We start from the raw sequence: 22,725 nt of genomic DNA, 5'->3' as shown, positions 1-22,725 counted from the left end.
TTCATCACCCCTGCCCGCATGCCCAAGAAGACGCGTCTCGCGCTGACCCTCGGCATGGCCGGCGCCATCGTCGCCGCCCCGCTGATCACCGGTATCGCAACCGCCAACGCCGCCTCGGTCTCCACCTGGGACAAGGTCGCCATGGGCGAGAGCTCGGGCAACTGGCACATCAACACCGGCAACGGTTTCTACGGTGGCCTGCAGTTCACCCAGAGCACCTGGAACGAGTTCGGCGGTCAGCAGTACGCCCCGCGCGCCGACCTGGCCACCAAGGACCAGCAGATCGCCATCGCCGAGAAGGTCCTGGCCGTGCAGGGCCCCGGCGCCTGGCCGAACACCTCCGGCCCGGCGGGTCTGACCAAGGGCGGCGCCAAGCCCGCCGTCTCGCCGACCACCAAGTCCTCCGGCTCGGCCAAGACCTCGATCAAGGTCGCCCCCAAGGTCGCCGAGAAGCCGGTCGAGTCCAAGCCGGCGACCGCCCCCGCCCCGAAGATCGAGGTCGTCCCGGCCGCCGCGAAGCCCGCGTCGACCACCACCTCGTACTCCGTGGTCAAGGGTGACACCCTGTCCAAGATCGCCGCCGACAAGGACATCGCCGGTGGTTGGCACAAGCTGTACGCCGACAACCGCTCCGTGATCGGTGGCAACCCCAACCTCATCCAGGTCGGCCAGAAGCTCTCGCTGTCCGGCAAGGCCAAGGCGTCCGCCGCCACCGCCACCGCCGCCGCCAAGGTCGAGGTCGCGCCGAAGGCCGCGCCCAAGACCGAGACCGTCGCCGAGACCAAGCCCTCGGCGTCGGTGAAGGTCGCGCCGAAGACCACGGTCAAGGAGAAGGCCCCGGTCGCCGCCAAGGCGTCCTCCGCCAAGGCCGGCAGCACCGCGGTCAACGCGTCCGGCTACGTCGCCCCGGTGAGCGGCTCGCTGGGCACCGCGTTCGGCGTCGGCGGCAAGATGTGGTCCAGCGGCAGCCACACCGGCCAGGACTTCGTGGCCTCCACCGGCACCCCGGTGAAGGCGATCACCTCGGGCACCGTGGTCAAGGCCGGCAACGGCGGCGCCTACGGCAACGAGATCGTGATCAAGCACGCGGACGGCAAGTACTCGCAGTACGCGCACCTGTCCAGCATCGGCGTGCGCGCCGGTGCCACGGTGAGCACCGGTCAGCAGATCGGCCTCTCCGGTGCGACCGGCAACGTGACCGGCCCGCACCTGCACTTCGAGATCCGCACCACCCCGAACTACGGCAGCGGCATCAACCCCGTCAGCTACCTGCGCGCGCACGGCGTCAACCTCTGATCCGAGCGTCACTCAGGCAGTAACCGCACGGCGACAGCCACTCTGCGGTAGCCGTACCAGGGCCGGGCCCGTCGACCACGCGTCGACGGGCCCGGCCCACGTGCGCGTCCGCACCCCTGCGGACGCCGAGACCCCCGCGGACGCCTGGATCCCCGCGCCCGCCGAAGCCCCGCGGGCCGAGTCGATCAGCCGCGTGCCGGGTACCGCTTGGGCAGCGGCAGTCCGCGTGCGGCCAGCAACTCCCGTGCCCGATCGGGGTAGTCGGTGATCAGCCCGTCCACACCGTCGTCCATCAGCTTGGCCATGGTCGCCGGGTCGTCGATGGTCCACGGCACGACCTTGATGCCCCTCGCATGCGCCTGGGCGACCATCTCCCGGGTCACGTAAGGGCGGTAGTCCGGGTCGGTGACCTTGCCGTTCTGCGGGAAGCCGTGCACGGGTGAGAACGTGGTGGCGCCGAACGAGGCGATCGCGCGCAGCGGATCGCCGCCGAAGTCGTCGATGTCCAGGCCGCCCAGCCAGGGCGAGGCGCCGGGCTTGCCGACCTGGAGGAAGTCGTAGTTGGTCAACGCGACCAGCGGCAGCCGCGGTTCGACCTCTCGCATGCGCTTGAGCGCGCCCCAGTCGAAGCTTTGGATGGTGACCTGGCGCAACAGCCCGGCCCGACGCACCTCGCGCGCCACGGTCTGCACGAACTGCTCGCGCGGCGCGGTCTCCTGCGGCGCGCCCGCCTCGACCTTGGTCTCCACGTTGAGCTTCACGCCGCGCGCGTGCCGGCGCTCGACCAGGTCGAACACCTCGGTGAGCAGCGGCATTCGGGCGCCCGGCGAGGTGGTCTGCGCGGGGAAGCCGGGGAACTGCCGCGACCCGCAGTCCAGGGTGCGGATCTGGGCCAGGCTGAGCGTGTTGACGTACTTGCCGACGTAGGGGAACTCCGGGTCGCCGGCCCGCACCGGTTCGGTGTCGGCACACTTGCGCCCGTCGACCCTGCGGTCGTGGGTGACCACGGCGCGGCCGTCCTCGGTGATCTGCACGTCCAGTTCGAGGGTGGACACGCCCAGGTCCAAGCCCTTGGCGAAGGACGCGAGCGTGCTCTCCACGGTCAGCCCGAGTCCGCCTCGGTGCGCCTGGAGGTCGAAGGACTCGCGGTGGTGACCGCCGTGGCGGTCCGCCGCGGCGGCCGCTCCCGGGGCGGCGACGATGGCGGCCCCGGCCAGGACCGCGGCCGTGACGGTCTTCCATCCGGACATGGACGTCTCCTTCTCGCTCCGGTCGACGACGATCGACCGTCGACGCCCACACCCTGGCCCGCGCGACGTGATGCGCGGGGAGTCGGGCCGTGGCGTTCCGGCGAAGAAGAGACGAAGCGCAGACGAAGTCGCCCACCGGGGCAGCGCCGACCAACCGCCGAAGCGATCCGCCCGAGGACCGAAGTCGAGGCGCCCGCAGGGCCGTTCAGCAGCCCATCGAGGACCCGTTGTCGGTCCAGCCGGGCCGGTGCGCGGCCAGCAGCCGGCCCGACGCGTCGTGCACGACCTGCAGTTCCTCCGCCGAGACGACGGCGAAGAACGCGTCCTCCGCATCACCGAGCAGCCGGGTGCTCTCCGCGACCAACTCCCGCCCCGAGTCGGTGACCTGGACGACGTGCCGGCGCCGATCGTGCGGGTTGCGCCGACGCTCGGCGAAGCCGCGCGCCTCCAGATCGTCGAGCAGGCCGACCAGGACGTTCGGGTCGATCCCGAGCAGCCGACTGACGTCCTGCTGGGACAACGATTCGTAGGCCAACAGGGTCTCCAGCACGTGTACGTGCTTGGCCTTGACCCCCAGCGTGGCCAGCGTCTGATCGGCGAGCGCCAACAGGAGATCGGCCAGCTTGACCAGCCGGTATCCGGTCCGAGCTCCCATCGGCGGCCGCCCCGTGCTCGGTCGGTCCGTCATGGCCACATATTAGCGGTCCTCGATCATATGTCTTCTAGACGAAAGGCGATGCCTATCGTATGTTCCACATACGATCCATCGACTCTACGGAAGGGTTCGGCGATGTTCGCTGCCCTGGCCCGCCTGACCACGGCCCGACCCCGACTGCTGCTGCTCACGGCCCTGCTCCTGCTGATCGGCGCCGGCCTGCTCGGTCGAGGCGTCGGCGACCACCTCCTCGGCGGCGGCGCCGTCGACCCGAACTCGGCCTCCGCCCGCGCGGCGACCGCACTCGACCGCGACTTCCCCGGCAGCCGACCCAACCTGGTCCTCCTGGTCGGCGCCGACCGTCCCCTGGACGCACCCGAAGTCACCACCCAGGCGCGGGAGTTGGCCGCCCGCCTCGCCGCCGAACCGGACGTCGAGGGAGTGCTCTCCCACTGGACCGACGGTGCCCCCATCCTGCGCACCGCCGACGGCCGGCACGGCCTGGTCCTGGCCCACATCCGCGGCGAGGAGACCGCCGCCTCGGACACGTTCGAACGCCTGGCCGCGCACTACCGCGGCACCCGGGGAGCCCTGACCGTCGAACTCGGCGGCAGTGTCGCGGTGCGCCACGACGTGCAGAAGACCATCTCCGAGGACCTGGTCCGGGCCGAACTGATCGCCCTGCCGATCACCCTGCTGATCCTGATCCTGGTCTTCGGCAGCCTGGTCGCCGCCCTGCTGCCGCTCGGCGTCGGCATCCTGGCCATGGTCGGCACCAACGCCGTGCTGCGGCTGGTCTCCTCGACCACCGACGTATCGGTGTTCGCCCAGAACCTGACCACCGTCCTGGGCCTGGGCCTGGCCGTCGACTACGGCCTGTTCGTGGTCCGCCGCTATCGCGAGGAACTCGCCGCCGGCGCCCCGCCGGCGCGTGCGGTCGCGGTGATGCTCGACACCGCCGGACGCACCGTGGTCTTCTCCGCCCTCACCCTCGCCGTCTCCCTCGCCGCGATGCTGGTGTTCCCGCAGTACTTCCTGCGGTCGTTCGCCTACGCCGGTATCCCGGTGGTGCTGCTCGCCGCATTCGGCGCGCTGGTGATCCTGCCCGCGGCACTGGTCCTGCTCGGCACTCGGGTGGACCGGGGCGACCTGCGCGCGCCGCTGCGCCGACTGGGCCGCCGACTGCGGCCCGGCGCCGGCGCCGGCGGCGCGCCGACCGCGGTGCGCGACAGTCGCTGGTATCGCCTCTCGCAGGCGATCATGCACCGGGCGCCGATCGTCGCCGTCCTCACCACCGGCCTCCTGGTGGCCCTCGGACTGCCCTTCCTGGGCGTGCAGTTCGGCTCCGGCGACGACCGCCAACTGCCGAGGTCGGCCGAGTCCCGGCAGGTCCAGCAGGTGATCCGGGACCAGGTCGACGGCCGGCCCACCGGGTCGATCGAGATCGTGGTCGGCACGACGCAGCAGGCCGAGGGCACCGCCGACTACAGCGCCCGACTCTCCGCCCTGGACGGCGTGGCCCGCGTGGTCGGCCCGGCCGGCACCTTCGAACACGGCGTCCGCAGCGCACCCGCGGGCCCGGCCGAGGCCGGCCGCCGTGCCGCCGGCAGCGCGTACATCTCGGTGGTGCCCGCGGTCGAGGACCTCTCCGCCGCCGGCGAGGACCTGGTGCGCGAGGTGCGCGGGGTCGCCGCTCCGGGACCGGCCCTGGTCGGCGGACAGTCCGCCGAGGTGGTCGACGCCAAGCACGCGATCGGCAGCCGGCTGTGGCTCGCCGGCGGCCTGATCCTGCTCACCACGTTCGTGCTGGTCTTCCTGCTCACCGGCAGCGTGGTGCTGCCGATCCTGGCGATCGTGTTCGCCGCGCTGAGTCTGACCGCGATGTTCGGCGCCGTGGTGTGGGTGATCCAGGACGGCCACCTGTCCGGACTGCTCGACTTCACCCCGACCGGGTCGATCGAGACCGCGCTGCCGGTACTGATGTTCTGCATCGCCTTCGGCCTGTCGATGGACTACGGCGTGTTCCTGATCTCCCGGATCAAGGAGGAGCACGACCGCACCGGCGACCACCGGGGCGCGGTCGCCACCGGCCTGGCCCGCACCGGCGGCATCATCACCGCGGCGGCATGCGTCCTGGCGGTGGTGATGTTCGCGATCGGCACCTCGCGGGTGACCAACACGCTGATGCTCGGCATGGGTCTCGCACTGGCCGTCCTGGTCGACGCGTTCGTGGTGCGCAGCCTGCTGGCGCCGGCCGTGCTGGCCCTGACCGGCAAGGCGACGTGGTGGGCGCCCGCCCCACTGCGCCGACTGCACGACCGGTTCGGCCTGTCCGAGGGCGGCCCGGCCCAGCCGCCGGTCACACCCGAGCCGCGCATCCCGGTCTCCGCGCCATAGCGCGGCAGCGCAACCGATCGGGCACCGGGCGGGCCGATTTCGGCCCGCCCGACGCCCGATCCCCGACCGCGGCTTGGGAACACCTCACCAAGCCCGGCCGGTGTCCGAGGCCGACCGGCTCACCGGCGGTACAGCACCGCCTCCGGCGCCGCCGCGCTCAGCGTGACCGACTTCGAGCGGACCGGCACCGCCCGCCCCGGCCGATCGTCCCGACCCAGCAGAAACGCCCGGTTGACCCCGTTCACCGTGATCGTGGAACCCGGGTCGACCCCGGCCACCGTACGAATCGCGACCACCTCCACGATGTCGGACGCCCGCGTCCCGTGCGGGAGCCGCACCGTGGTCGCCGCCGGGTCGTCGCGCTGCAACGACCAGTCCACCCGCCCGCAGTCCGAGCGGTACAACGTCGGGTCGCCCTTGATCCGCACCCCGATCGCGACACCGTTCCAGCCTGCCGCACCCGGCGGCGGCGCCGAGGTGGTCTTGCGGAGCACCGCGTACAGGTAGTCCTGCGGGTCGGCGATCAGCGTGGTGGTGTCGGCCGGCGGATCGGCGACGACCCGGCCCTCGCGCCGTACCTCGGCCGTCATCACCGGGTACACCCACGGGTGGCGGTCCACCATCTCCTCACGCGCGGTGCGCCGCGGATCGACCAGCCGCTCGACCGCCGCCGGCGCGAAGCGCATCGGGTTGTCCACGACGTCGCACAGGTTGTTGTTCAGCGTGCAGGTCTGGAGCAGCGGGTGGGCGTCCTCGTAGCGCCCGGCGAACAACGTCGTGCCGTGGTCGGGCGACTGGAAGTAGGCGGTGCCCGGCACCGCCTTGCCGCGCCCGTCCACCTCGACACGGTAGGCCCACTCTATGTCGGTGGTCCGGCCCCAGCGGGCCATCAGCGCCGGCGTCGAGGTGCCGCCGTCCTCGTTGGTCCACACGATCGTGTAGGTCAGCACCCGGTGTCCGGCGGTCGCCGCCGGGGCCTCCTGGTACCAGGCCAGCACCGGGGTGTCGGAGATCGCGTTCTGGAACGGGCCGGTCGCTCCGCCGGGCACGCCCGGGATGCTCCGCCCGTACAGGACCGGCGCGTTCGCGGCCGCGGCGTAGTCGCGGTCGCCGGTGTCCACGGTCTCGGTGCGCAGCCGCGAGACCCGCACCACCGAGCCCGCCGGCGAGGACCGGTCGGCCGCGTAGCGCAGGGTCAGCTCGTGCCGGCCCCTGCGCAGCGCGCCGAGGGCGAAACCGCGCTCGGTGGGCGTGGCCCCGAAGACCACCACGTCGCCGGCGGGCCGTCCGTCCACGAGCAGTTGCAGCACCGCCGACTCACGGCCGGGGGTGCCCCAGTCGAGGCCCGGCGCGGCGACCGTGAGCGTCACCAGGGCCTCGCCGTCGCGCCCGGTGCGGAACGGAACCACCACCGGGCGGCCGTCGCGGTGCACCCCGAACGTGCCGTGTGCGCCCGCCGATCGGTCCGCCGCGGCGGCGTGCGCGACCGGGACCGGGCCGGCCAGAGCGGCCGAGGCGGCGAATACGGCGGCGGCGATCACGGATCGGCGCAGACCATGGGAAGCGGAGCGAGCGAACACGAGCATCCCCCGAAGAGCATCGACGAGCCTGACCCGCCCACCGTGGCCGGCCGACGGCGTGCGGGCCAACCCCTGCGCGGGCGAATTCCACCAACCGTCATCGCCGGGCCCATGTCCCGACACGCGCCGGCCACGAAATCGGCGCCGCGGAACCGGGGGCGCGCCCGGTGTCCGAATCGTTCAAGACCGGACGTGGTCGGCCGGCTAGCGTCGAGGAATGACGTGGATCACGAAGGCCATGATCGAGCAAGCCGAGCGATTTTTGTGGACGTCCGGTCGGGTGTTGGAACAGCGCCGTTTCGCATACCTGTTCGGCGCGCAGGGGGCGGGAGGGTCCGAGGCGACCGGCGACGAGCGGGCCGGTGTGCTCGATGCGCTGCACGCGTACCGCACCCCGGACGGGGGTTATGCCTACGGCCTGGAGCCGGACGTGCGGGGGCCGATCGCCCAACCGGCCACGCTGCGTACCGCGATGCCGATCCTGGTGGAGACCGACGCCCTGCACGGCGCCGAGGCGGCTCGGCTGTGCGACTGGACGGCGGGCGCGGCGACCGAGGCGGGCGGCGTGCCGCCGGCGTTCACGAGTCTGCGCGAATACCCGCATCCGCCGTGGTTGGTGGTCCCGGATGCGCCCGTCGCGGGCCTGATCCCGACCGGCTGGATCGTCGGACCGCTGCTGCGCGCCGGGGTCGAGCATCCGTGGTTGCCGCAGGCGACGCAGTTCTGCCGGACCGCCGTCGAGGCACTGGGCACCACCCACCCGTACGAGGTGGAGGCGGCGGTGACCTTCCTCGACGGTCTGCCGGACCGGGCCTGGGCCCGGCGTCAGGCCGAGCGGCTGGGCGAACTGGTCCGGGAACAGCGGCTCGTGCTGCTCGACCCGGCGCACCCCGAACAGGCCCGACTGGCGCCCGGTTACGCGGCCGGCGAGTACCACCTGCCGCACGATTTCGCGCCGCGCCCGGACAGCCTGGCCCGGGAGTGGTTCACCGACGCCGAGCTGCGGGTGGGTCTGCGCGCCCTGGCCGACGCCCGGCAGGAGGACGGCGGTTGGCCGCTGCGCTGGGCCGAGTGGTCGCCCACCGTGCGGGCCGAGGCCCGTCCGGGCATCACCGTCGACGCGCTGGTCACCCTGCGGGCGTACGCGGAAGCGGTGCCGCCGATCGCCGGGTGAGTGCGGTCGGCCGCGCCTGCGGTCAGCGGATCCGGGTCCGCGCGCCGTCGATCACGAGCACCTGTCCGTCGCGCAGCGTGCGGTGCGGCACGCCTCGGGTGCGGTAGTCGGCCGCGACGGCGGCGAGCAGTTCCGTCTCGGGGTGGCCGGGTGAGTCGATGTGCGGGACGACGGCGTGGTCGAGCACGGCGAGCCCGTCCCAGCGGACGGGCTCGCCGTACAGCGCCGGTACCGCGTCCGCGTCGTCGCACCCTTCCAGCCCGCGCAGGCTCGGCGCGAGCACGCACGCGCCGGCGCTGTACCCGGCGTACACGAGCGTGTCCCGGCGCAGCAGCTCGACGAGTACGCCGTCCGCGCCGCTGCGGGCGAGCGCGTGGCGCAGCACGAACACGTTGCCGCCGCGCAGCCAGACGGCGTCGAAGTCGCCGAGCACGACGGCGACTTCGGCCGGCGGGCGGTCGAAGAACGTGCGCAGGTCGAGCTCGGTCGGCCGCAGTCCCAACGCGGCCGGGGCGGCGAGTTCGAGGTCGACCCCGGCCGCGCGGTCACCGGGCGCGCGATCGTCCGTCGCGTTGGCCATCACCGCGATCGCAGCCCCGGCGGGGCGGTCGAGAGCGGAGCGGTCGACAGTGGGGCCACCGACGGCGGGCCGGTCGAGCAACGCGAGGAGGTGTTCCGGGTGGTCCCCGATCCGGAACGAGGAGAGATACAGACGCATCGCCGAACCCTGATGCCGCGACACGTACCCACCTCCGACGTGCACATTGCGCACCCGGACGATCACAACCCGTAAGGTCGCCAGGGTGACGCCTCTGGATCGCCGTAGCGTGCTTCGGCAGCTCGCCCGGGCCGCCGCGCTGGGTGCGGCCGGTGCGGCCGCGAGTGCGTGTGGCGAGGATTCCCCGCACGCGTCCATGCCCGCACCCACGGCCAAGCCGGTCGACACCGGTTCCGCGCCGAGCTTTCCGTCCGGCGCTCATGCCGCCTCGGGCAACGTCGGCAACGGACCCGAGCCGCTCCCGTTGCCCGCCGATCTGCCGCTCCAGGTCACCTCGGGTCCACCCGATCGCCCCCGGGTGGCGCTGACCTTCCACGGTCAGGGCGATCCGCGGATCGCCGACTCGCTACTGGGCCTGCTGGAGGCGGCCGGGGCGCGCGGCACGGTCCTCGCGGTGGGGACCTGGCTCGACGAACAGCCGCGGATGGCGCGCCGGGTGCTGGCCGGCGGCCACGAACTGGGCAATCACACCATGCATCACGGCGACATCTCCTCGATGTCCGCCGATCGCACCTACGCCGAGATCACCGACTGCGCCGATCGGCTCAAACGCCTCACCGGCTCGATCGGACGCTGGTTTCGGCCCTCGCAAGCCAAGGACTGCACGCCCACCGTCCTCGCCCAGGCCCGCCGCGCCGGATACGCGCACTGCCTGGGTTACGACCTGGACTCCCTCGATTTCACCGATCCCGGCGCCGCCGCCGTCGGCCACACCGTGCTGAACGGGGTTCGGCCGGGCTCGGTGGTCAGCCTGCACTTCGGACACCCGGGCACCGTAGCCGCGATGCCCGCAATCCTCGACGGCCTACGGACCCGCGGACTGCGGGCGGTCACGATGTCGGAGCTCGTCACCTGATGACCACTCACCCCTCCCCCACCCGTCGCCGTCCCGGCCCGGTCGCGCTGTTCCTGGCGGGCTGCTGCCTGGTGGCGTCCGCCGCGTGCGCGTCCTCCACGGACGGCACGGCGAACCCTTCCCCGGTCAAGTCCTCGATCGCTCCCGTGGAAGCCGCGCCGGTCCCGCCCGCGGTGCCCGCCGCGGAGACCGCGAACCTCCTGCCCGGCATGCCGCCGCCGCTGGACCCGAAGGACCTGTACGCCGCCGACCGCCCCGGCATGCTCTCGGACGTGGTCAAGGACTTCCCGTCCCGGGTGTACGTGCCCAACACCGATTCGAACACGGTCAGCGTGATCGACCCGACCACCTACAAGGTGATCGAGACGATCAAGGTCGGCCACCAGCCGCAGCACGTGGTGCCGTCCTGGGATCTGAAGACCCTGTGGGTGAACAACGACCTCGGCGACACGCTGACCCCGCTCGACCCGGCCACCGGCAAGGCCGGCACGCCGGTCCCGGTGGACGACCCGTACAACCTCTACTTCACGCCGGACGGCAAGTACGCGGTCGTGATGGCCTCGATGGACCGCCAGTTGGTCTTCCGCGACGCCCACACGATGGACGTGGTCAAGTCCGTGCCCAGCGAGTGCGCGGGCGTCAACCACGCGGACTTCTCCCCCGACGGCAGGTACTTCATCGTCTCCTGCGAGTTCTCCGGTGAACTGCTCAAGGTGGACACCGCCGAGATGAAGGTGCTGGCCAAACAGAAGATCCCGCAGTCCGGCTCGATGCCGCAGGACGTCAAGATCTCCCCGGACGGCCGTACCTGGTACATCGCCGACATGATGTCCGACGGCGTCTGGGTGCTCGACGGCGACACGTTCGGCAAGCCGACCAAGCTGCGCACCGGCAAGGGCGCGCACGGCCTGTACCCGAGCCGCGACTCCAAGAGCCTGTACATCTCCAATCGCGGCGAGGGCTCGATCTCCGTACTCGACTTCGCCACCGGCGCGCTGACCGCCAAGTGGCACCTGCCCGGCGGCGGCAGCCCGGACATGGGCGGCGTCTCCGCCGACGGCAAGGTGTTGTGGCTCAGCGGTCGCTACAACGCCGAGGTGTACGCGATCGACACCACCGACGGACACCTGCTCGCCCGCATCCCGGTCGGCGTCGGGCCGCACGGGCTGTGCGTGTATCCGCAGCCGGGCCGCTACTCACTCGGCCACACCGGCGTCTTCCGCTGACCGCGGCCCCTCGGGTCGGGTGGCGGGGGCACGTGCCTCGTCGAGGCAGGTGCCCCCGCCGCCCGCTCGTCGCCGGCTCAGGACGACGGCGGCTCCTCGCGCGCGGGGCGCGGATCGATCAGCACCGCCGCGACCACCGCGGCGCCGAGCATGATGCCGGTGGCCACCAGCAGGGCCGTACCGAACCCGTGCACGGTGCCCGCGGTGACCGCGTCCCGGCCACCCTCGTGAGTGCGAAGCCAGGTCGCGGTGACGCTGGTGGCGACGGTGTTGAACAGCGCGGTGCCGAGCGCGCCGCCCACCTGTTGTCCGGCGTTGAACGTCGCCGCGGCGGTCCCGGCGTCGGCCGCACCCACCCCCGCCGTGGCCAGGCCGGTCGCGATGGTGAGCACGACGCCCAGGCCCAGGCCGATCAGGATCTGCGCGGGCACCAGATACAGCACCAGCACGTGCGCGCTGTCCGCCGTCAACCGGGACAGCAGCAGCAACCCGGCGGCCATGGCGAGCAGTCCGGGAACCATCGGCGTCCTGGGCGACACCCGGGCCGGCAGTCTGCCCGCGATCAGGATCGAGCCCACCAGCGAGCCCGCGACCAGCACCATGATGGTCAGCCCGGCCCGCACGGGCGAATAGCCCAGCACGGTCTGCGCGTAGTAGCTCAGGAACAGGAAGCAGCCGAACAGCGCCGCCAGCATCAACGCGCTGGTGAGGTAGGCGCCGCCGCGGACCCGGTCCAGGACCACCCGCATCGGCAACAGCGGATGGCTCACCCTGGTCTCCACCAGCACGAACAGGCCGAGCAACAGCACCCCGCCCGGCAGCAGGGCAAGCACCAACGGGTCGTCCCAGCCGTGCGGTTCGGTGCGATTGAAGCCGTAGACCAGAGCCACGAGGCCGGCCACGCTCAGCAGCGCACCCGGCAGGTCCAGCCGACCGGGACCGGTGACCGAGGGGCGGTCGCGGTACACGAACGGCAGGCCCAGCAGGGCGAGTCCGGCGATGGGCACGTTGACCCACAGGCACCACCGCCAGTCCAGGTACTCGGTGAGCAGCCCGCCCGCGAGCAGCCCGACCCCCGAACCGGCGGCGCCCATCGCGCCGAACACCCCGAACGCCTTCCCGCGATCGCGCGGGTCGGTGAAGGTCAGGGTCAGCAGCGACATGGCGGCCGGCGCCATCGCCGCCGCGAACACCCCTTGCAGCGCGCGGGCACCGAACAGGGTGCCCGCGCCGTCGGCCGCGCCGCCCAGCGCGGAGGCGGCGGCGAACCCGATCAGGCCGATCCGAAACGTCCGCCGGTGCCCGAGCAGCCCACTGATCCGGCCGCCGAGCAGGAGTAACCCGCCGAACGCCAGCACATAGGCGATGACCGCCCATTGCCGATCGGCGTCCGACAGGTGCAGATCCTGTTGCATCGAGGGCAGCGCGACATTCACGATCGTGCCGTCCAGAACGATCATCAACTGGGCGAGGGTGATCACCGCCAACGCCCACCACCGCTGCTCGTGCCGACGCTCGACCGCCTCTTCGGCGAGGTCCCGCTCGCCCCGGTGTTCCTGTTCGCGTTCCTGCTCGTACTCGCGCTGATGCACGGCTCACCCACATCCCTCTAGAACAACGTACCGGTACCGGTACAACGTTCGACAGGCCGGGATACTAGGCTCGCCGTCACGGAAAGAGCAAGGAGGTCGGGCCATCAAGGGCAAGCAGGGCAACGCCAAGGGCCAAGCCGCGGGGGGCGTGCAAAGCGTCTGGCTGCGCGAATCCCGGGCGGCGCGCGAGGAACCCCCACTGACACGCGCTCGCATCGTCGGCGAGGCGGTGGCCCTCCTGGATGCCGAGGGCATCGACGGGCTGACCATGCGGCGGCTGGCCGAGCGGCTGGGCTCGGGCGTCACCACCCTCTACTGGCACGTCGACACCAAGATCGACGTGGTCGACCTCGCGCTCGACGCGATCTTCGCCGAGACGCCGGTACCGGCCGCCTCCCCGGACCCCGACGCGTGGCGGGCCGACATCGTCACCCTGCTCCTGGACTGGCGGGCGATCATGCTGCGCCACCCGTGGTCCGCCGCGCTGCTCCAGCGACCGACCCTGGGCCCGAACCTGCTCGCCCGGATGGAGTTCCTCCAGGCCACCCTGGTCCGGGCGGGCTTCACCGGCCGCCGCCTCAACTCCGCCACCTGGGCGCTCTACAACCACCTCATGGGCGCGACCGTGGCCCGAGCCGGCTTCACCCTCTCGGCCGCGGACCGCGAGGCCGCCCAGCTACGCCTGAACGACCTGAGCGACCGCTACCCCACCCTCAGCGCCAACGACTACATGCTCCAAAACGACTGGGACGCCACCTTCACCACGGGTCTGCACTACGTCCTCGACGGCATCGGCGCATCCCCGACCGACGACCGATGATCCGCGGCGTGACCGGGCGCGCGAACGCCGAACGGCCGGGTCCTGGAGCGGACCCGGCCGTTTCCGGAGATTCGTCCGAACTCGTTTGCGCCTTCGGGCTGTTCGGGGAGATGGCGACCCGATGGACGGGGCCGGGGGTCAGGCGTTGTCGGGGGCGGGACGGGTGATGGTGAACATGTAGCAGCCGTAGGTGATGTTGCGGCTGTGGACCCGGGTGACCTCCGGGTCGGCGAGGATTTCGGCCAGGGCGGGTTCGGGGTCGTCGGTGTCGTGGACGCGGGACGTGGGGTGGATCCGGCCCCGGGCGTCGTAGGCGCGGAAGACCTGGGGGCGGTCGCGCCAGTGCGGCGGGTAGGCGTCGGTGGTCGGGCCGGGGCAGGCTTCGGCGTGCGCGAAGACCGCGCCGATCTCGCGGTACGGGCTTGCCGGGAGCGGGGGTTCGTAGCCGAAGAGGATCAGGGCCTCGCCCGGTTCGGCGTCGCGCAGGCAGCAGCGCAGGGGTTCGCCGCCGCCGGCCGTGTGGAACTCGATCGGGTGACCCGAGACGTCCGTGCCGGCGGCCCGGACCGTGGCGAGGAACTCGGCGGGGATCGCTCGGACGACGAAGGTACGCACGTTGGTGGTGGTGGTCATGGCACCAGCCTGGGCGGCGCCGGGACGGGGCGCCGGCGGCATTCGGACGCCGCGTTCGGTGCCGGGAGGGGTGGGCCGGGTCCGGTTCAGCGGTCCGGCCGGCACCAATCGCGGCGGTAGGACGCCCAGTCCGTGTCGGTCGCGGCGAAGTCGACGTACAGCGCGACGCCGAAACCCGGCCGGTGCAGGTCGGTTCGGGTCAGGCCGAGGCGCACGCCGCGCACCGCCGCCGCGACCGTCTCGGCCGAACCGTGGTGGCCCCACGAGTTCGCGTAGTAGGCGGGCAGGCCCATCAGCACGTCCACCCGGGCCGGCGTCGCCTCCAAAGCGAGTGCGGTCTGCTGCGCGACGTAGCCGCCGTACAGCGATTCCAGCGGCATCGCGGTGTCGTAGGACATCACCGCGATCTGCTCGACCCGTCGCGCGACCTGGCCGAAGTAGCGCTGCGACCACCACTTGGGGTGGTCGCGCACTGCCTTGGAGATGTTGTGCAGGGACGGCAGCGGGTCGATCTGGGCGGCGGCGACCGAGAGCGGGACGCCGCGCGCCCGGGTCAGTTCGTGGGTGGCGGTGAGCAGGGTCAGGAAGTCCTCGTCGCCGGACCACACCGGCTCCAGGTCGAAGTGCACGCCCTCGAAGCCGGCGTCCAGGACCTGCGCGGCCGACGCGGTGATCGCCTCGCGTACCCGGGGGCGGTCCAGGTTCAGCCCGGGGCCGCCGTGCGAGACGATGTCGCCGAGCCAGGCCTGCACCCGTACGCCGGGCAGTTCGCGGTGCACCGCCTCGACCAGTTGCCGCGCCCCGGGGTGGGCCGTGGCCGGCAGCGTGCCGTCGTGCTCCAGCGGACCCGCGTGCACGTACAGGTCGTGGATGCCGGTCCCGCGCAACCGCTGCGCCAGCACGGCCAGTTCGGCCGGGCCCTTGCGCCCGTCCACCCACGCGTGGCCCAGCCAGATCGCGTCCCGGCCGCGACTGCGGGCCTGATCCGAGGGATCGCCCGCGTACTCCAACCGCAGCGCGAGCGCAGCCGCACCGATCGGCACCAGCGGCAGGCTCACCAGGAGCAACAGGATCACGGTGGCCCGTTTCCACCGACTCCACGACCGCCACCGGCGCCGCAGCCGCCCCCGGCGCCGCGTCGAGGGCACCTCGGGCGGCCCGTCGGGAGCCGCAGGCTCGCCGACCCCGCCGTCGCCGTCCCCGGGCGCGTCGCCGCTGCCGCCGAAGGCCCCGGGGCCGCCGCTCCCCCCGTCGGAATCCACCACGTCACGGGCGCCCACCCGGCGAGTCCCGACCCGGCCGGCCGCCGACCCGAGGACGCCCACCTCGCGGCCACCGGCCTCGCCCGCGTTCACCCCACCTGCGTCACCCGCATCGATCTTCGAGGCCCCGGTTCCGCCGGTCGCGTCCCCGGCCCCATCTCGCGCGGTGCTCTCCTGGGCAGTCCGCCCGGGCTCGGCGATGGCGATACGAATCGTCCCCCTGTGTCGTGGCCGGTCGACCCCTGTCCGGCAACCCCCCGGGTCGCGGCCGGCACATGCTCTCTCGCGACCGATGGACCGCCGCGCACGACCACGAACGGAATCGGGTCGGCGGGCCGGGCAGCGGTCGGGGGGGTCGAGACCGACTCCCGCCCACTACGGACGCGCCCGGCTCCGGAACCGTTCCAGTCCGGCCGCACCACCCTCGGTCGACAACACGGTGACCGCGAACCGGGACGCCTCCCCCGCCGGGCCGGCGTCGCTCGGCGGGTCGATCCAGCGCGTGGCCGCCGCCGGGCACGCGCGACACCGCACTCGCCGGGTGCCGGGTGCCGGATGCCGGACGCCGGGTCGAGCGCGTCGAGCCGGGCCCGGGCGGTGGTCGCCGGCCGGTGTTCGACGTGGTGATCGCGCCGGCTCGCTCGACGCACATGGTCGGCGCGGCCCCAGTGGGCGAACGAGGTCCACCGGGTCAGGGGCGGGGCGCTCCGATCGGGTTGGGTACCGGGATCAGGCCGCTGTCCACCAGGTGGCGGCTCAGCGGTGCGGCCAGCCGAATGGCCTCCTCGACGCCGTCCTCGCCAAGCCGGGTGACCGGGTCGGCGGCGAGTCGGTCGGTGGCGTGCTCGACGTCCCGGCGCAGCGCCCCGCCGCTCTTGGTGAGTCGGGAGTCGCGGTCCAGCAGGCCCCTGGCGACCAGTCGGCGGCGGGCCTGTTCCCATTGCGCGTCGGTCCAACCCCGGGTGCTTTGGAGCAGCTCGCGCGGCACGTTGCCGGTGGCGGCGTGGGTCAGGCCCGCCTCCAGCCCGGTCAGGCCGGCATGCGCGACCGCGATCACGTGGCCGTCGCCGCGATGTTCGCGCAGGACCGTACTCGCCAGCCACAGTCGCCCGACCACGCCGTCCGGACGCGGCACGCCGGCCCACCCGGCGGCCAGCGCGCGCCCCTCGTATCCGCAGCCCTCGACGGCGCGTTCCAGCAGGTCGGCCAGGCGGGTCAGGTGGCGTTCGCCGACGGCCGGCAGCGTGCGGGTGAGCGCCGACTCGACCGCGCCGAGCCGGGTGTCCAGCACCTTTTCCGGCGTGCTGTACGCCCACGCGTCGGGCAGCGCGCGGGCCACCCGACTCGGCGCGAAGGCGAAGCACAGCGCGTTCGCCTCGGGTGCGCGCACCGCGCCGAGCGGGGCGAGGCGGCCGGCGAAGTAGCCCATCCACCAGCCGATCAGCCCGAGTGCACGGGCCGCCTCGATCGGCTCGGGCGCGAAGTACGCGACGGCGTGGACGGGTTCGATCGTCTCCCAGAACCGTCTGGCCAGGGTGGGAGCGGGAGCGGATGACACGGCGGACACCTTTCGGCAGGGGACGGGTGCGCGGGCGGAACCGGCAACCGACCGTCCGGGCCCGCCCGCCGACCAGGTTGCCCGTTGTCCCACCGCCGAGACAGTGCCAATCTGAGCGAATGGACCAGGATCTGGGCTGGTGGGTACGGATCGCCCTGGACGATTGGCAGACGCGCCCCGGGCCGCGGCACCGACGGATCACCGAGGCGCTGGCCGAGGCGATCGAGCGCGGACTCGCCGACCCGGGCGCCCGGTTGCCCGCCGAACGTCCGCTGGCCGACGCGTTGCGGGTCGGTCGCGGCACCGTGGTGCGCGGCTACGAGACCCTCGCCGAGGCCGGCCTGGTGGAGCGGCGGCAGGGGGCGGGCACGTTCATCCGCCCACGACCGGGGTGGACGCACCCGCCCACACCGGTCGCGGCCCCGGTCCGACGGCGCCTGGTCGCCGACGCCGACGCGCTCGACCTGTCCCTGTCGGTGCCCGCCGGAACGGGGCATCTGCCGCCCGTGGACGGCTCGTTCGCACTGTCCGGCAACGATGATCACGGCCTGCACCCGAACGGCCTGCCCGAGCTGCGCACGGCACTGGCCGACCATCTCACCGCGCACGTGGGACTGCCGACCACGCCCGACCAGGTGATCGTCACCGCGGGCGGCCGGCACGCGCTGTCCCTGGTGTTCGCGGCGCTCGTGTCGCCGGGACGGGCGGTACTCACCGGCTGCCCGGGCCCACCGGGCCTGGCCGCCGCCGTGACGGCAGCCGGGGGCCGGCCGATCGGGGTCGGCGTGGACCCGCTCGGCCTGGATGTGGCCGCCGTCGACCGGGCCGCCGCCCGCCTGCACGCGCCGGTGATCCTGGCCGCCACGGCCGCCCACGATCCGACCGGTGCGCCGCTGGGTCGGCTCCGCCGGGACAACCTGCTCGCGGTGCGGCGCGCGCGGAACGCGGTGCTCGTCGAGGACCTCGCCCAGACCGGGCTGGGCCTGGGCCCCGGCCGGGAGCAGGCCCCCGATGGCACCCGGCCCGTGCCGCCGGCCGCCGCCGACGACGACGCGGTGATCGCGATCGGGTCGTTGTCCAGGATGTTCTGGGCGGGTCTGCGGGTGGGGTGGCTGCGGGCGCCCGGTTCGCTGCGCGGATACCTGGCGCAGGCCTCCGCGGTCGGCGCGCCGGCGGCGAGCGTGCCCGCGCAGGTGCTCGCCACCCGGCTGTTGCGGGCCGCCGACACGCACTGGCAGGTCGGCCTGCGCGGGGCCCTGACCGAGCGGCGCGACCTGCTGCTGGAACTGCTGGCCCGGCAGTTGCCCGCCTGGCGGGTGGAGCCGCCGCAGGCGGGCCTGTCGGTGTGGGCCGACCTGCCGGTCGGGGACAGCACCACGTTCGTGCACCTGGCCGCGCGCTACGGCGTACTGGTCGTCCCGGGGGCCGCAGCGTGCGTGGACGGCCGGCATCGCCGCGGCGTACGCCTGTCCTTCGCCGAGTCGCCGGCCACGCTCGAAACCGCCGTCGACCGCCTGACCGCCGCCTGGGAGGAACACACCCGCCGCCTGGCGGCAAGCCGCTGACGCACCCACCGGCCCCCCGGGCCCGACACCCGCCGGCCCCAGGACGCCACATCAGCCGGCCAACCGGCCCCACCCGCCGGACCCCACACCGCATCGCCGACCCGCCGGTATCCTCGCGCCCCGATCCGGACCGAGCCGTCGAGGCGACCCACACGCGTCGGATCCCCGCCACGCCGCACCGCACCAAACCGCAAAACCGGCCCGCACCGGCCCACGCCGGCCCCGGAGACCGCAGCGAGCGGCGACCGCAGCCGCCCCGCCCGACTCCGAGCACCCGGCGAGCCCCTCCCCTCTCCTGGGTTCCCGGCGGGTCGGACCGGGCAGCGACAAGGACATGACCTCTTCCTCCTCCGCCACCGCTCCCGAGATGCCGTACACCCAGCTGGGCCGCACCGGCCTGACCGTCGCCCGCCTGGTGCTCGGCACGATGAACTTCGGCCCCGCCACCGACGAACGCGACAGCGGCGAGATCATGGACGCCGCGCTCGATGCCGGGGTCAACTTCTTCGACACCGCCGACGTGTACGGGCGCTCCCAGCTGACCGGCGCCGGAGCCCGGGGCGCCACCGAGGAACTGGTCGGCCGCTGGCTGGGCCGAGGCGATCGCCGCGAACGGGTCGTGCTGGCCACGAAGGTCTACGGCAGTTGGGGCGACTGGCCCAACTCCGGCGGGCTCGGCGCCCGGCACATCCGTCGGGCCTGCGAGGACAGCCTGCGTCGTCTGGGTACCGACCACATCGACGTCTACCAGATGCACCACATCGACCGCCGGGTGCCGTGGGAGGAGATCTGGCAGGCGATGGACCTGCTGGTTGCGCAGGGCAAGGTGCTCTACGTCGGCTCGTCGAACTTCGCCGGCTGGCACATCGCCCGGGCCCAGGAGGCGGCCGCCCGCCGATCCTCGCTGGGCCTGGTCAGCGAGCAGTGCCTGTACAACCTGGCCCAGCGGGCCGCCGAGGCCGAAGTGCTGCCGGCCGCGCAGGCGTACGGCCTCGGGGTCATCCCGTGGTCGCCGCTGCACGGCGGCGTGCTGGGCGGCGTGCTGGAGAAGGAGCGCGCGGGCGGCCGACACCGCTCGGCCGGCGACCGGGCCGCGAGCGAGGTGGCCGAGCGGCGCGAGCAGATCCAGGCGTACGAGGACCTGTGCGCCGAGCTCGGCACGCCGCCCGGCGAGGTCGCCCTCGCCTGGCTGCTCACCCGTCCCGGAGTGACCGGGCCGATCGTGGGACCGCGCACACGAGACCAATTGGACTCGGCACTGCGCGCGCTGAGCGTCGAACTGAGCCCGGAAACACTCGCCGAACTCGACCGGATCTTCCCGGGCCCGGGACCGGCTCCGGAGTCTTTTGCCTGGTAGGAGGCCTGCCGGCAGACCACCGAGGGGCTCCTGGAGAGCGCCGGAACACCGTCCGGAGAGCCCCTCGGAGGTGGTGTGACTCAGGTCACATGGCCGATCGAAATATCCGGGGACTTCCTGTCCGTTTAACCGAGCGAATCACAATCGGGGAATCGCTCCCCGGTTATCGACCGGGTGCCGACAGGAAGGAGCCGGACCATGGGCAGCATCGCCACCGTCACCGACATTGCCGAGGACCGCGGTCCGCGACTTCGTGCGGATGCCCGGCGCAACCGCGAGCGCATCATCGCCGCGGCACGCGAGATGTTCGTCGAGCACGGCTCCGAGGTGGCGTTCGACGAGGTCGCCCGCCGCGCCGGCGTCGGCAACGCGACCCTGTACCGTCACTTCGCCGACCGCGCCGAGCTCGCCCACCGGGTGATCCTCTCCGTCCTGGAGCGGATCACCGAACAGGGCGAGCTGGCCCTGGCCGAGGAGTCGGAGGCCTTCGCGGCCCTGCGGCGCTTCGCCCACGGTGCGGTGAAGGAACGGATCGGGGCCCTGTGCCCGCTCGTGTCCGCGACCGTGGACAAGGAACACCCCGAGTTGATCACCGCCCGAACGCGGCTGGAGCACCTGGTCGAGACGCTGATGGAGCGCTCTCGCGCCGAGGGCCGGCTGCGCACGGACATCGGCTCGGGTGATCTGCTGATGGCGATCACCCAGCTCACCCGACCATTGCCCGGGATGGGCAGCTGCGTGGTGAACGACCGGTTCGTGCACCGTCACCTCGACGTGCTGCTCGACGGTCTGTGCACACCCGAACCCACCGCGCTGTCCGGCTCCGCCGTGGCGATGCGGGACCTGGAACACCTGGCCGACGAGCCCGAGGGGCAGCCTCACGGGCGCTGACGCGCCCCACCGACTTCAGATCTCCCGCGGCACCGCGTGCGTGCGTGACCGCGTACCGACAGTCCGCGTAACGACCACGAACACTTCACCGTCGCCTCGCCACTCCGCGCGGGCGAGGGCGCACCGTCCATCCCGCGACGCCCCCGTCGCGACGCACCCGCAAAGTGAGTACCCCCATGTCTGCAACAGCCCCGCCCAAGACCGCCCTGCCCGATCCCAGGCGCTGGAAAGCGCTCGTCTTCATCGCCATCGCCCAGCTGATGGTCGTCCTCGACGGCACCATCGTGAACATCGCGCTGCCGTCCGCCCAGACCGACCTGGGCATCTCGGACGGCAACCGGCAATGGGTGATCACCGCGTACGCCCTGGCCTTCGGCGGGTTGCTGCTCTTCGGCGGCCGAATCGCCGACCTGTGGGGTCGACGTCGGACGTTCATCGTCGGCCTGGTCGGCTTCGCCGCCGCCTCCGCACTCGGCGGCATAGCCGCAAGCACCGGCATGCTGCTCGGCGCCCGCGCCCTCCAGGGCATCTTCGGCGCACTGCTCGCCCCCTCCGCGCTGTCCCTGCTCGCGGTGATGTTCACCGACGCCAAGGAACGCGCCAAGGCGTTCGGCATCTTCGGTGCGATCGCCGGTGGTGGTGGCGCGGTCGGCCTGATCCTGGGCGGCGTGCTCACCGAGTACATGAACTGGCGCTGGACCTTCTTCGTCAACATCCCGTTCGCCGCGGTCGCAGCGGCCGGTGCCGTCCTGGTCATCAGCGAGCCGGTCGGATCCCGCAACCGCTCGCCGCTGGACATCCCCGGCGTGCTGCTGTCCTCGATCGGCCTGGGCACGCTGGTCTACGCGTTCACCCGCGCCGAGAGCCACGGTTGGACCGCGGGCAGCACGCTGGGTCTGTTCCTGGCCGCCGTCGTCCTGCTCGCGTCGTTCGTCCTCGTGGAGAGCCGGGTCAAGGCCCCGCTGCTGCCGCTGCGAGTGATCGCCGAGCGCAACCGGGCCGGCATCTACCTCTCGCTGGGCCTGGCCATCATCGCGATGTTCGGCATGTTCCTGTTCCTCACCTACTACCTCCAGATCGTCAAGGACTTCTCGCCGGTGATGACCGGCCTGGCGTTCCTGCCGATGATCGCGGGCATGATCACGGGCTCGACCCAGATCGGCGCCCGGCTGATGACCCGGGTCCCGGCCCGGCTGCTGATGGGCCCGGGCTTCCTGACTGCCGGTGTCGGCATGCTGCTGCTCACCCAAATCGAGGTCGGCAGCTCCTACGTCGGGCTGATCCTGCCCGCGCAGATCCTGCTCGGCCTGGGCATGGGCACCGCGTTCATGCCGGCGATGAGCCTGGCCACCTACGGCGTCCAGCCGCGGGACGCGGGCGTCGCCTCGGCGATGGTCAACACCTCCCAGCAGGTCGGCGGCGCGATCGGGACCGCACTGCTGAACACCATCGCGGCCAGCGCGACCACCGCCTACGTGGGCTCGCACGCGGCCGGTTCGGGCGGGCTGGAGCAGTTGAAGATGCAGGCCGTGGTGCACGGCTACGCCACCGCGATCTGGTGGGCGGTCGGCATCCTGGCCCTGGCCTCGACGATCGCGTTCACGTTCATCACCGTCGGGCACGGCGACAGCACGGTGGTCGCCGCCAACGACAAGGACGCGGACACGGACGCGGACGAGGTGCCGATCCCGGTGCTCGTGCACTGACCGCCACGCACTGACCGCCGCGCAGGTCGGCGGTACCCCGAACGCAGGCCCCATCGCCATCGGCGGTGGGGCCTGCGCCGTACCCGCACTCGGGCACACCCCCTCGCCGGCGGGGGCGACGCCGGGCGC

General features: G+C 72.8%; 18 protein-coding genes. 10 read left to right on the top strand and 8 right to left on the bottom strand.

Annotation, left to right across the window (positions count from 1 at the left end; translation table 11 throughout):
- Positions 1-18: 18 nt before the first annotated feature.
- Positions 19-1,296, top strand: a complete 1,278-nt coding sequence (locus ACIBM5_RS08950; protein WP_396006377.1) for a transglycosylase family protein — start codon at positions 19-21, stop codon at positions 1,294-1,296.
- Positions 1,297-1,481: 185 nt separating this feature from the next.
- Here ACIBM5_RS08950 and ACIBM5_RS08945 read toward each other — a convergent pair whose 3' ends face one another.
- The gene (locus tag ACIBM5_RS08945) at positions 1,482-2,546 is read right to left on the bottom strand and encodes a glycerophosphodiester phosphodiesterase family protein (RefSeq protein ID WP_396006144.1); all 1,065 of its coding nucleotides are present in this window, start codon (positions 2,544-2,546) and stop codon (positions 1,482-1,484) included.
- A 205-nt stretch (positions 2,547-2,751) separates the two neighbouring features.
- Positions 2,752-3,234, bottom strand: coding sequence for a MarR family winged helix-turn-helix transcriptional regulator (locus tag ACIBM5_RS08940; protein ID WP_396006143.1), 483 nt, complete (start codon positions 3,232-3,234; stop codon positions 2,752-2,754).
- Between the two features lie 102 nt (positions 3,235-3,336).
- On the opposite strand from ACIBM5_RS08940, the gene ACIBM5_RS08935 reads away from it, so the two are divergent.
- Positions 3,337-5,598 (top strand): MMPL family transporter, encoded by a 2,262-nt coding sequence (locus tag ACIBM5_RS08935; RefSeq protein ID WP_396006142.1) that lies wholly within the window; start codon positions 3,337-3,339, stop codon positions 5,596-5,598.
- A 119-nt stretch (positions 5,599-5,717) separates the two neighbouring features.
- Here the strand turns inward: ACIBM5_RS08935 and ACIBM5_RS08930 are convergent, their stop codons facing one another.
- Positions 5,718-7,184: a hypothetical protein gene (locus ACIBM5_RS08930; RefSeq protein WP_396006140.1), complete on the bottom strand. Its 1,467-nt coding sequence runs from the start codon at positions 7,182-7,184 to the stop codon at positions 5,718-5,720.
- A gap of 211 nt (positions 7,185-7,395) precedes the next feature.
- Here ACIBM5_RS08930 and ACIBM5_RS08925 point away from each other — a divergent pair, with 211 nt between their 5' ends.
- Positions 7,396-8,352, top strand: a complete 957-nt coding sequence (locus ACIBM5_RS08925; protein ID WP_396006139.1) for a hypothetical protein — start codon at positions 7,396-7,398, stop codon at positions 8,350-8,352.
- Positions 8,353-8,374: 22 nt separating this feature from the next.
- On the opposite strand, the gene ACIBM5_RS08920 is transcribed toward ACIBM5_RS08925, so the two are convergent.
- Positions 8,375-9,094, bottom strand: coding sequence for a Type 1 glutamine amidotransferase-like domain-containing protein (locus tag ACIBM5_RS08920; RefSeq protein WP_396006137.1), 720 nt, complete (start codon positions 9,092-9,094; stop codon positions 8,375-8,377).
- Between the two features lie 61 nt (positions 9,095-9,155).
- Here ACIBM5_RS08920 and ACIBM5_RS08915 point away from each other — a divergent pair, with 61 nt between their 5' ends.
- Both ACIBM5_RS08915 and ACIBM5_RS08910 read left to right on the top strand, forming a co-directional pair.
- Complete coding sequence (locus ACIBM5_RS08915; RefSeq protein ID WP_396006136.1) at positions 9,156-9,986, top strand: polysaccharide deacetylase family protein; 831 nt, start codon at positions 9,156-9,158, stop codon at positions 9,984-9,986.
- A complete protein-coding gene (locus ACIBM5_RS08910) occupies positions 9,986-11,212 on the top strand; it encodes a hypothetical protein (RefSeq protein ID WP_396006135.1) in 1,227 nt (408 codons plus the stop codon). Before ACIBM5_RS08915 ends, ACIBM5_RS08910 begins: the two co-directional genes overlap by 1 nt.
- A gap of 77 nt (positions 11,213-11,289) precedes the next feature.
- Here ACIBM5_RS08910 and ACIBM5_RS08905 read toward each other — a convergent pair whose 3' ends face one another.
- Entirely contained in the window at positions 11,290-12,804 is a 1,515-nt protein-coding gene (locus ACIBM5_RS08905) for an MFS transporter (protein ID WP_396006134.1), read from the bottom strand.
- Between the two features lie 148 nt (positions 12,805-12,952).
- Between ACIBM5_RS08905 and ACIBM5_RS08900 the strand changes: the two genes are divergently transcribed.
- Positions 12,953-13,624, top strand: coding sequence for a TetR/AcrR family transcriptional regulator (locus tag ACIBM5_RS08900; RefSeq protein ID WP_396006133.1), 672 nt, complete (start codon positions 12,953-12,955; stop codon positions 13,622-13,624).
- 138 nt (positions 13,625-13,762) lie between these two features.
- Here ACIBM5_RS08900 and ACIBM5_RS08895 read toward each other — a convergent pair whose 3' ends face one another.
- The 3 genes from ACIBM5_RS08895 to ACIBM5_RS08885 all read right to left on the bottom strand — a co-directional run bounded on the left by ACIBM5_RS08895 (position 13,763) and on the right by ACIBM5_RS08885 (position 17,077).
- Positions 13,763-14,257 (bottom strand): DUF1203 domain-containing protein, encoded by a 495-nt coding sequence (locus ACIBM5_RS08895; RefSeq protein ID WP_396006132.1) that lies wholly within the window; start codon positions 14,255-14,257, stop codon positions 13,763-13,765.
- 86 nt (positions 14,258-14,343) lie between these two features.
- Positions 14,344-15,612 carry a hypothetical protein gene (locus ACIBM5_RS08890; RefSeq protein WP_396006131.1) on the bottom strand — a complete coding sequence of 423 codons (1,269 nt, stop codon included), beginning with the start codon at positions 15,610-15,612 and terminating at the stop codon, positions 14,344-14,346.
- A gap of 598 nt (positions 15,613-16,210) precedes the next feature.
- Positions 16,211-17,077: a hypothetical protein gene (locus ACIBM5_RS08885; RefSeq protein ID WP_396006130.1), complete on the bottom strand. Its 867-nt coding sequence runs from the start codon at positions 17,075-17,077 to the stop codon at positions 16,211-16,213.
- 119 nt (positions 17,078-17,196) lie between these two features.
- Here ACIBM5_RS08885 and ACIBM5_RS08880 point away from each other — a divergent pair, with 119 nt between their 5' ends.
- The 4 genes from ACIBM5_RS08880 to ACIBM5_RS08865 all read left to right on the top strand — a co-directional run bounded on the left by ACIBM5_RS08880 (position 17,197) and on the right by ACIBM5_RS08865 (position 22,596).
- A complete protein-coding gene (locus ACIBM5_RS08880) occupies positions 17,197-18,642 on the top strand; it encodes a PLP-dependent aminotransferase family protein (RefSeq protein ID WP_396006129.1) in 1,446 nt (481 codons plus the stop codon).
- Between the two features lie 367 nt (positions 18,643-19,009).
- Positions 19,010-19,999, top strand: a complete 990-nt coding sequence (locus ACIBM5_RS08875) for an aldo/keto reductase (protein ID WP_391584349.1) — start codon at positions 19,010-19,012, stop codon at positions 19,997-19,999.
- 198 nt (positions 20,000-20,197) lie between these two features.
- A complete protein-coding gene (locus tag ACIBM5_RS08870; RefSeq protein WP_396006128.1) occupies positions 20,198-20,890 on the top strand; it encodes a TetR/AcrR family transcriptional regulator in 693 nt (230 codons plus the stop codon).
- A 176-nt stretch (positions 20,891-21,066) separates the two neighbouring features.
- Positions 21,067-22,596, top strand: coding sequence for an MFS transporter (locus ACIBM5_RS08865; protein ID WP_396006127.1), 1,530 nt, complete (start codon positions 21,067-21,069; stop codon positions 22,594-22,596).
- Positions 22,597-22,725 lie beyond the last annotated feature (129 nt).

Origin of the sequence: Embleya sp. NPDC050493, from assembly GCF_044458105.1 — a bacterium.
Taxonomy (GTDB): domain Bacteria; phylum Actinomycetota; class Actinomycetes; order Streptomycetales; family Streptomycetaceae; genus Embleya.
Note: the sequence above shows the minus strand (reverse complement) of the source record. Positions and strands in the feature narration are given on the sequence as shown.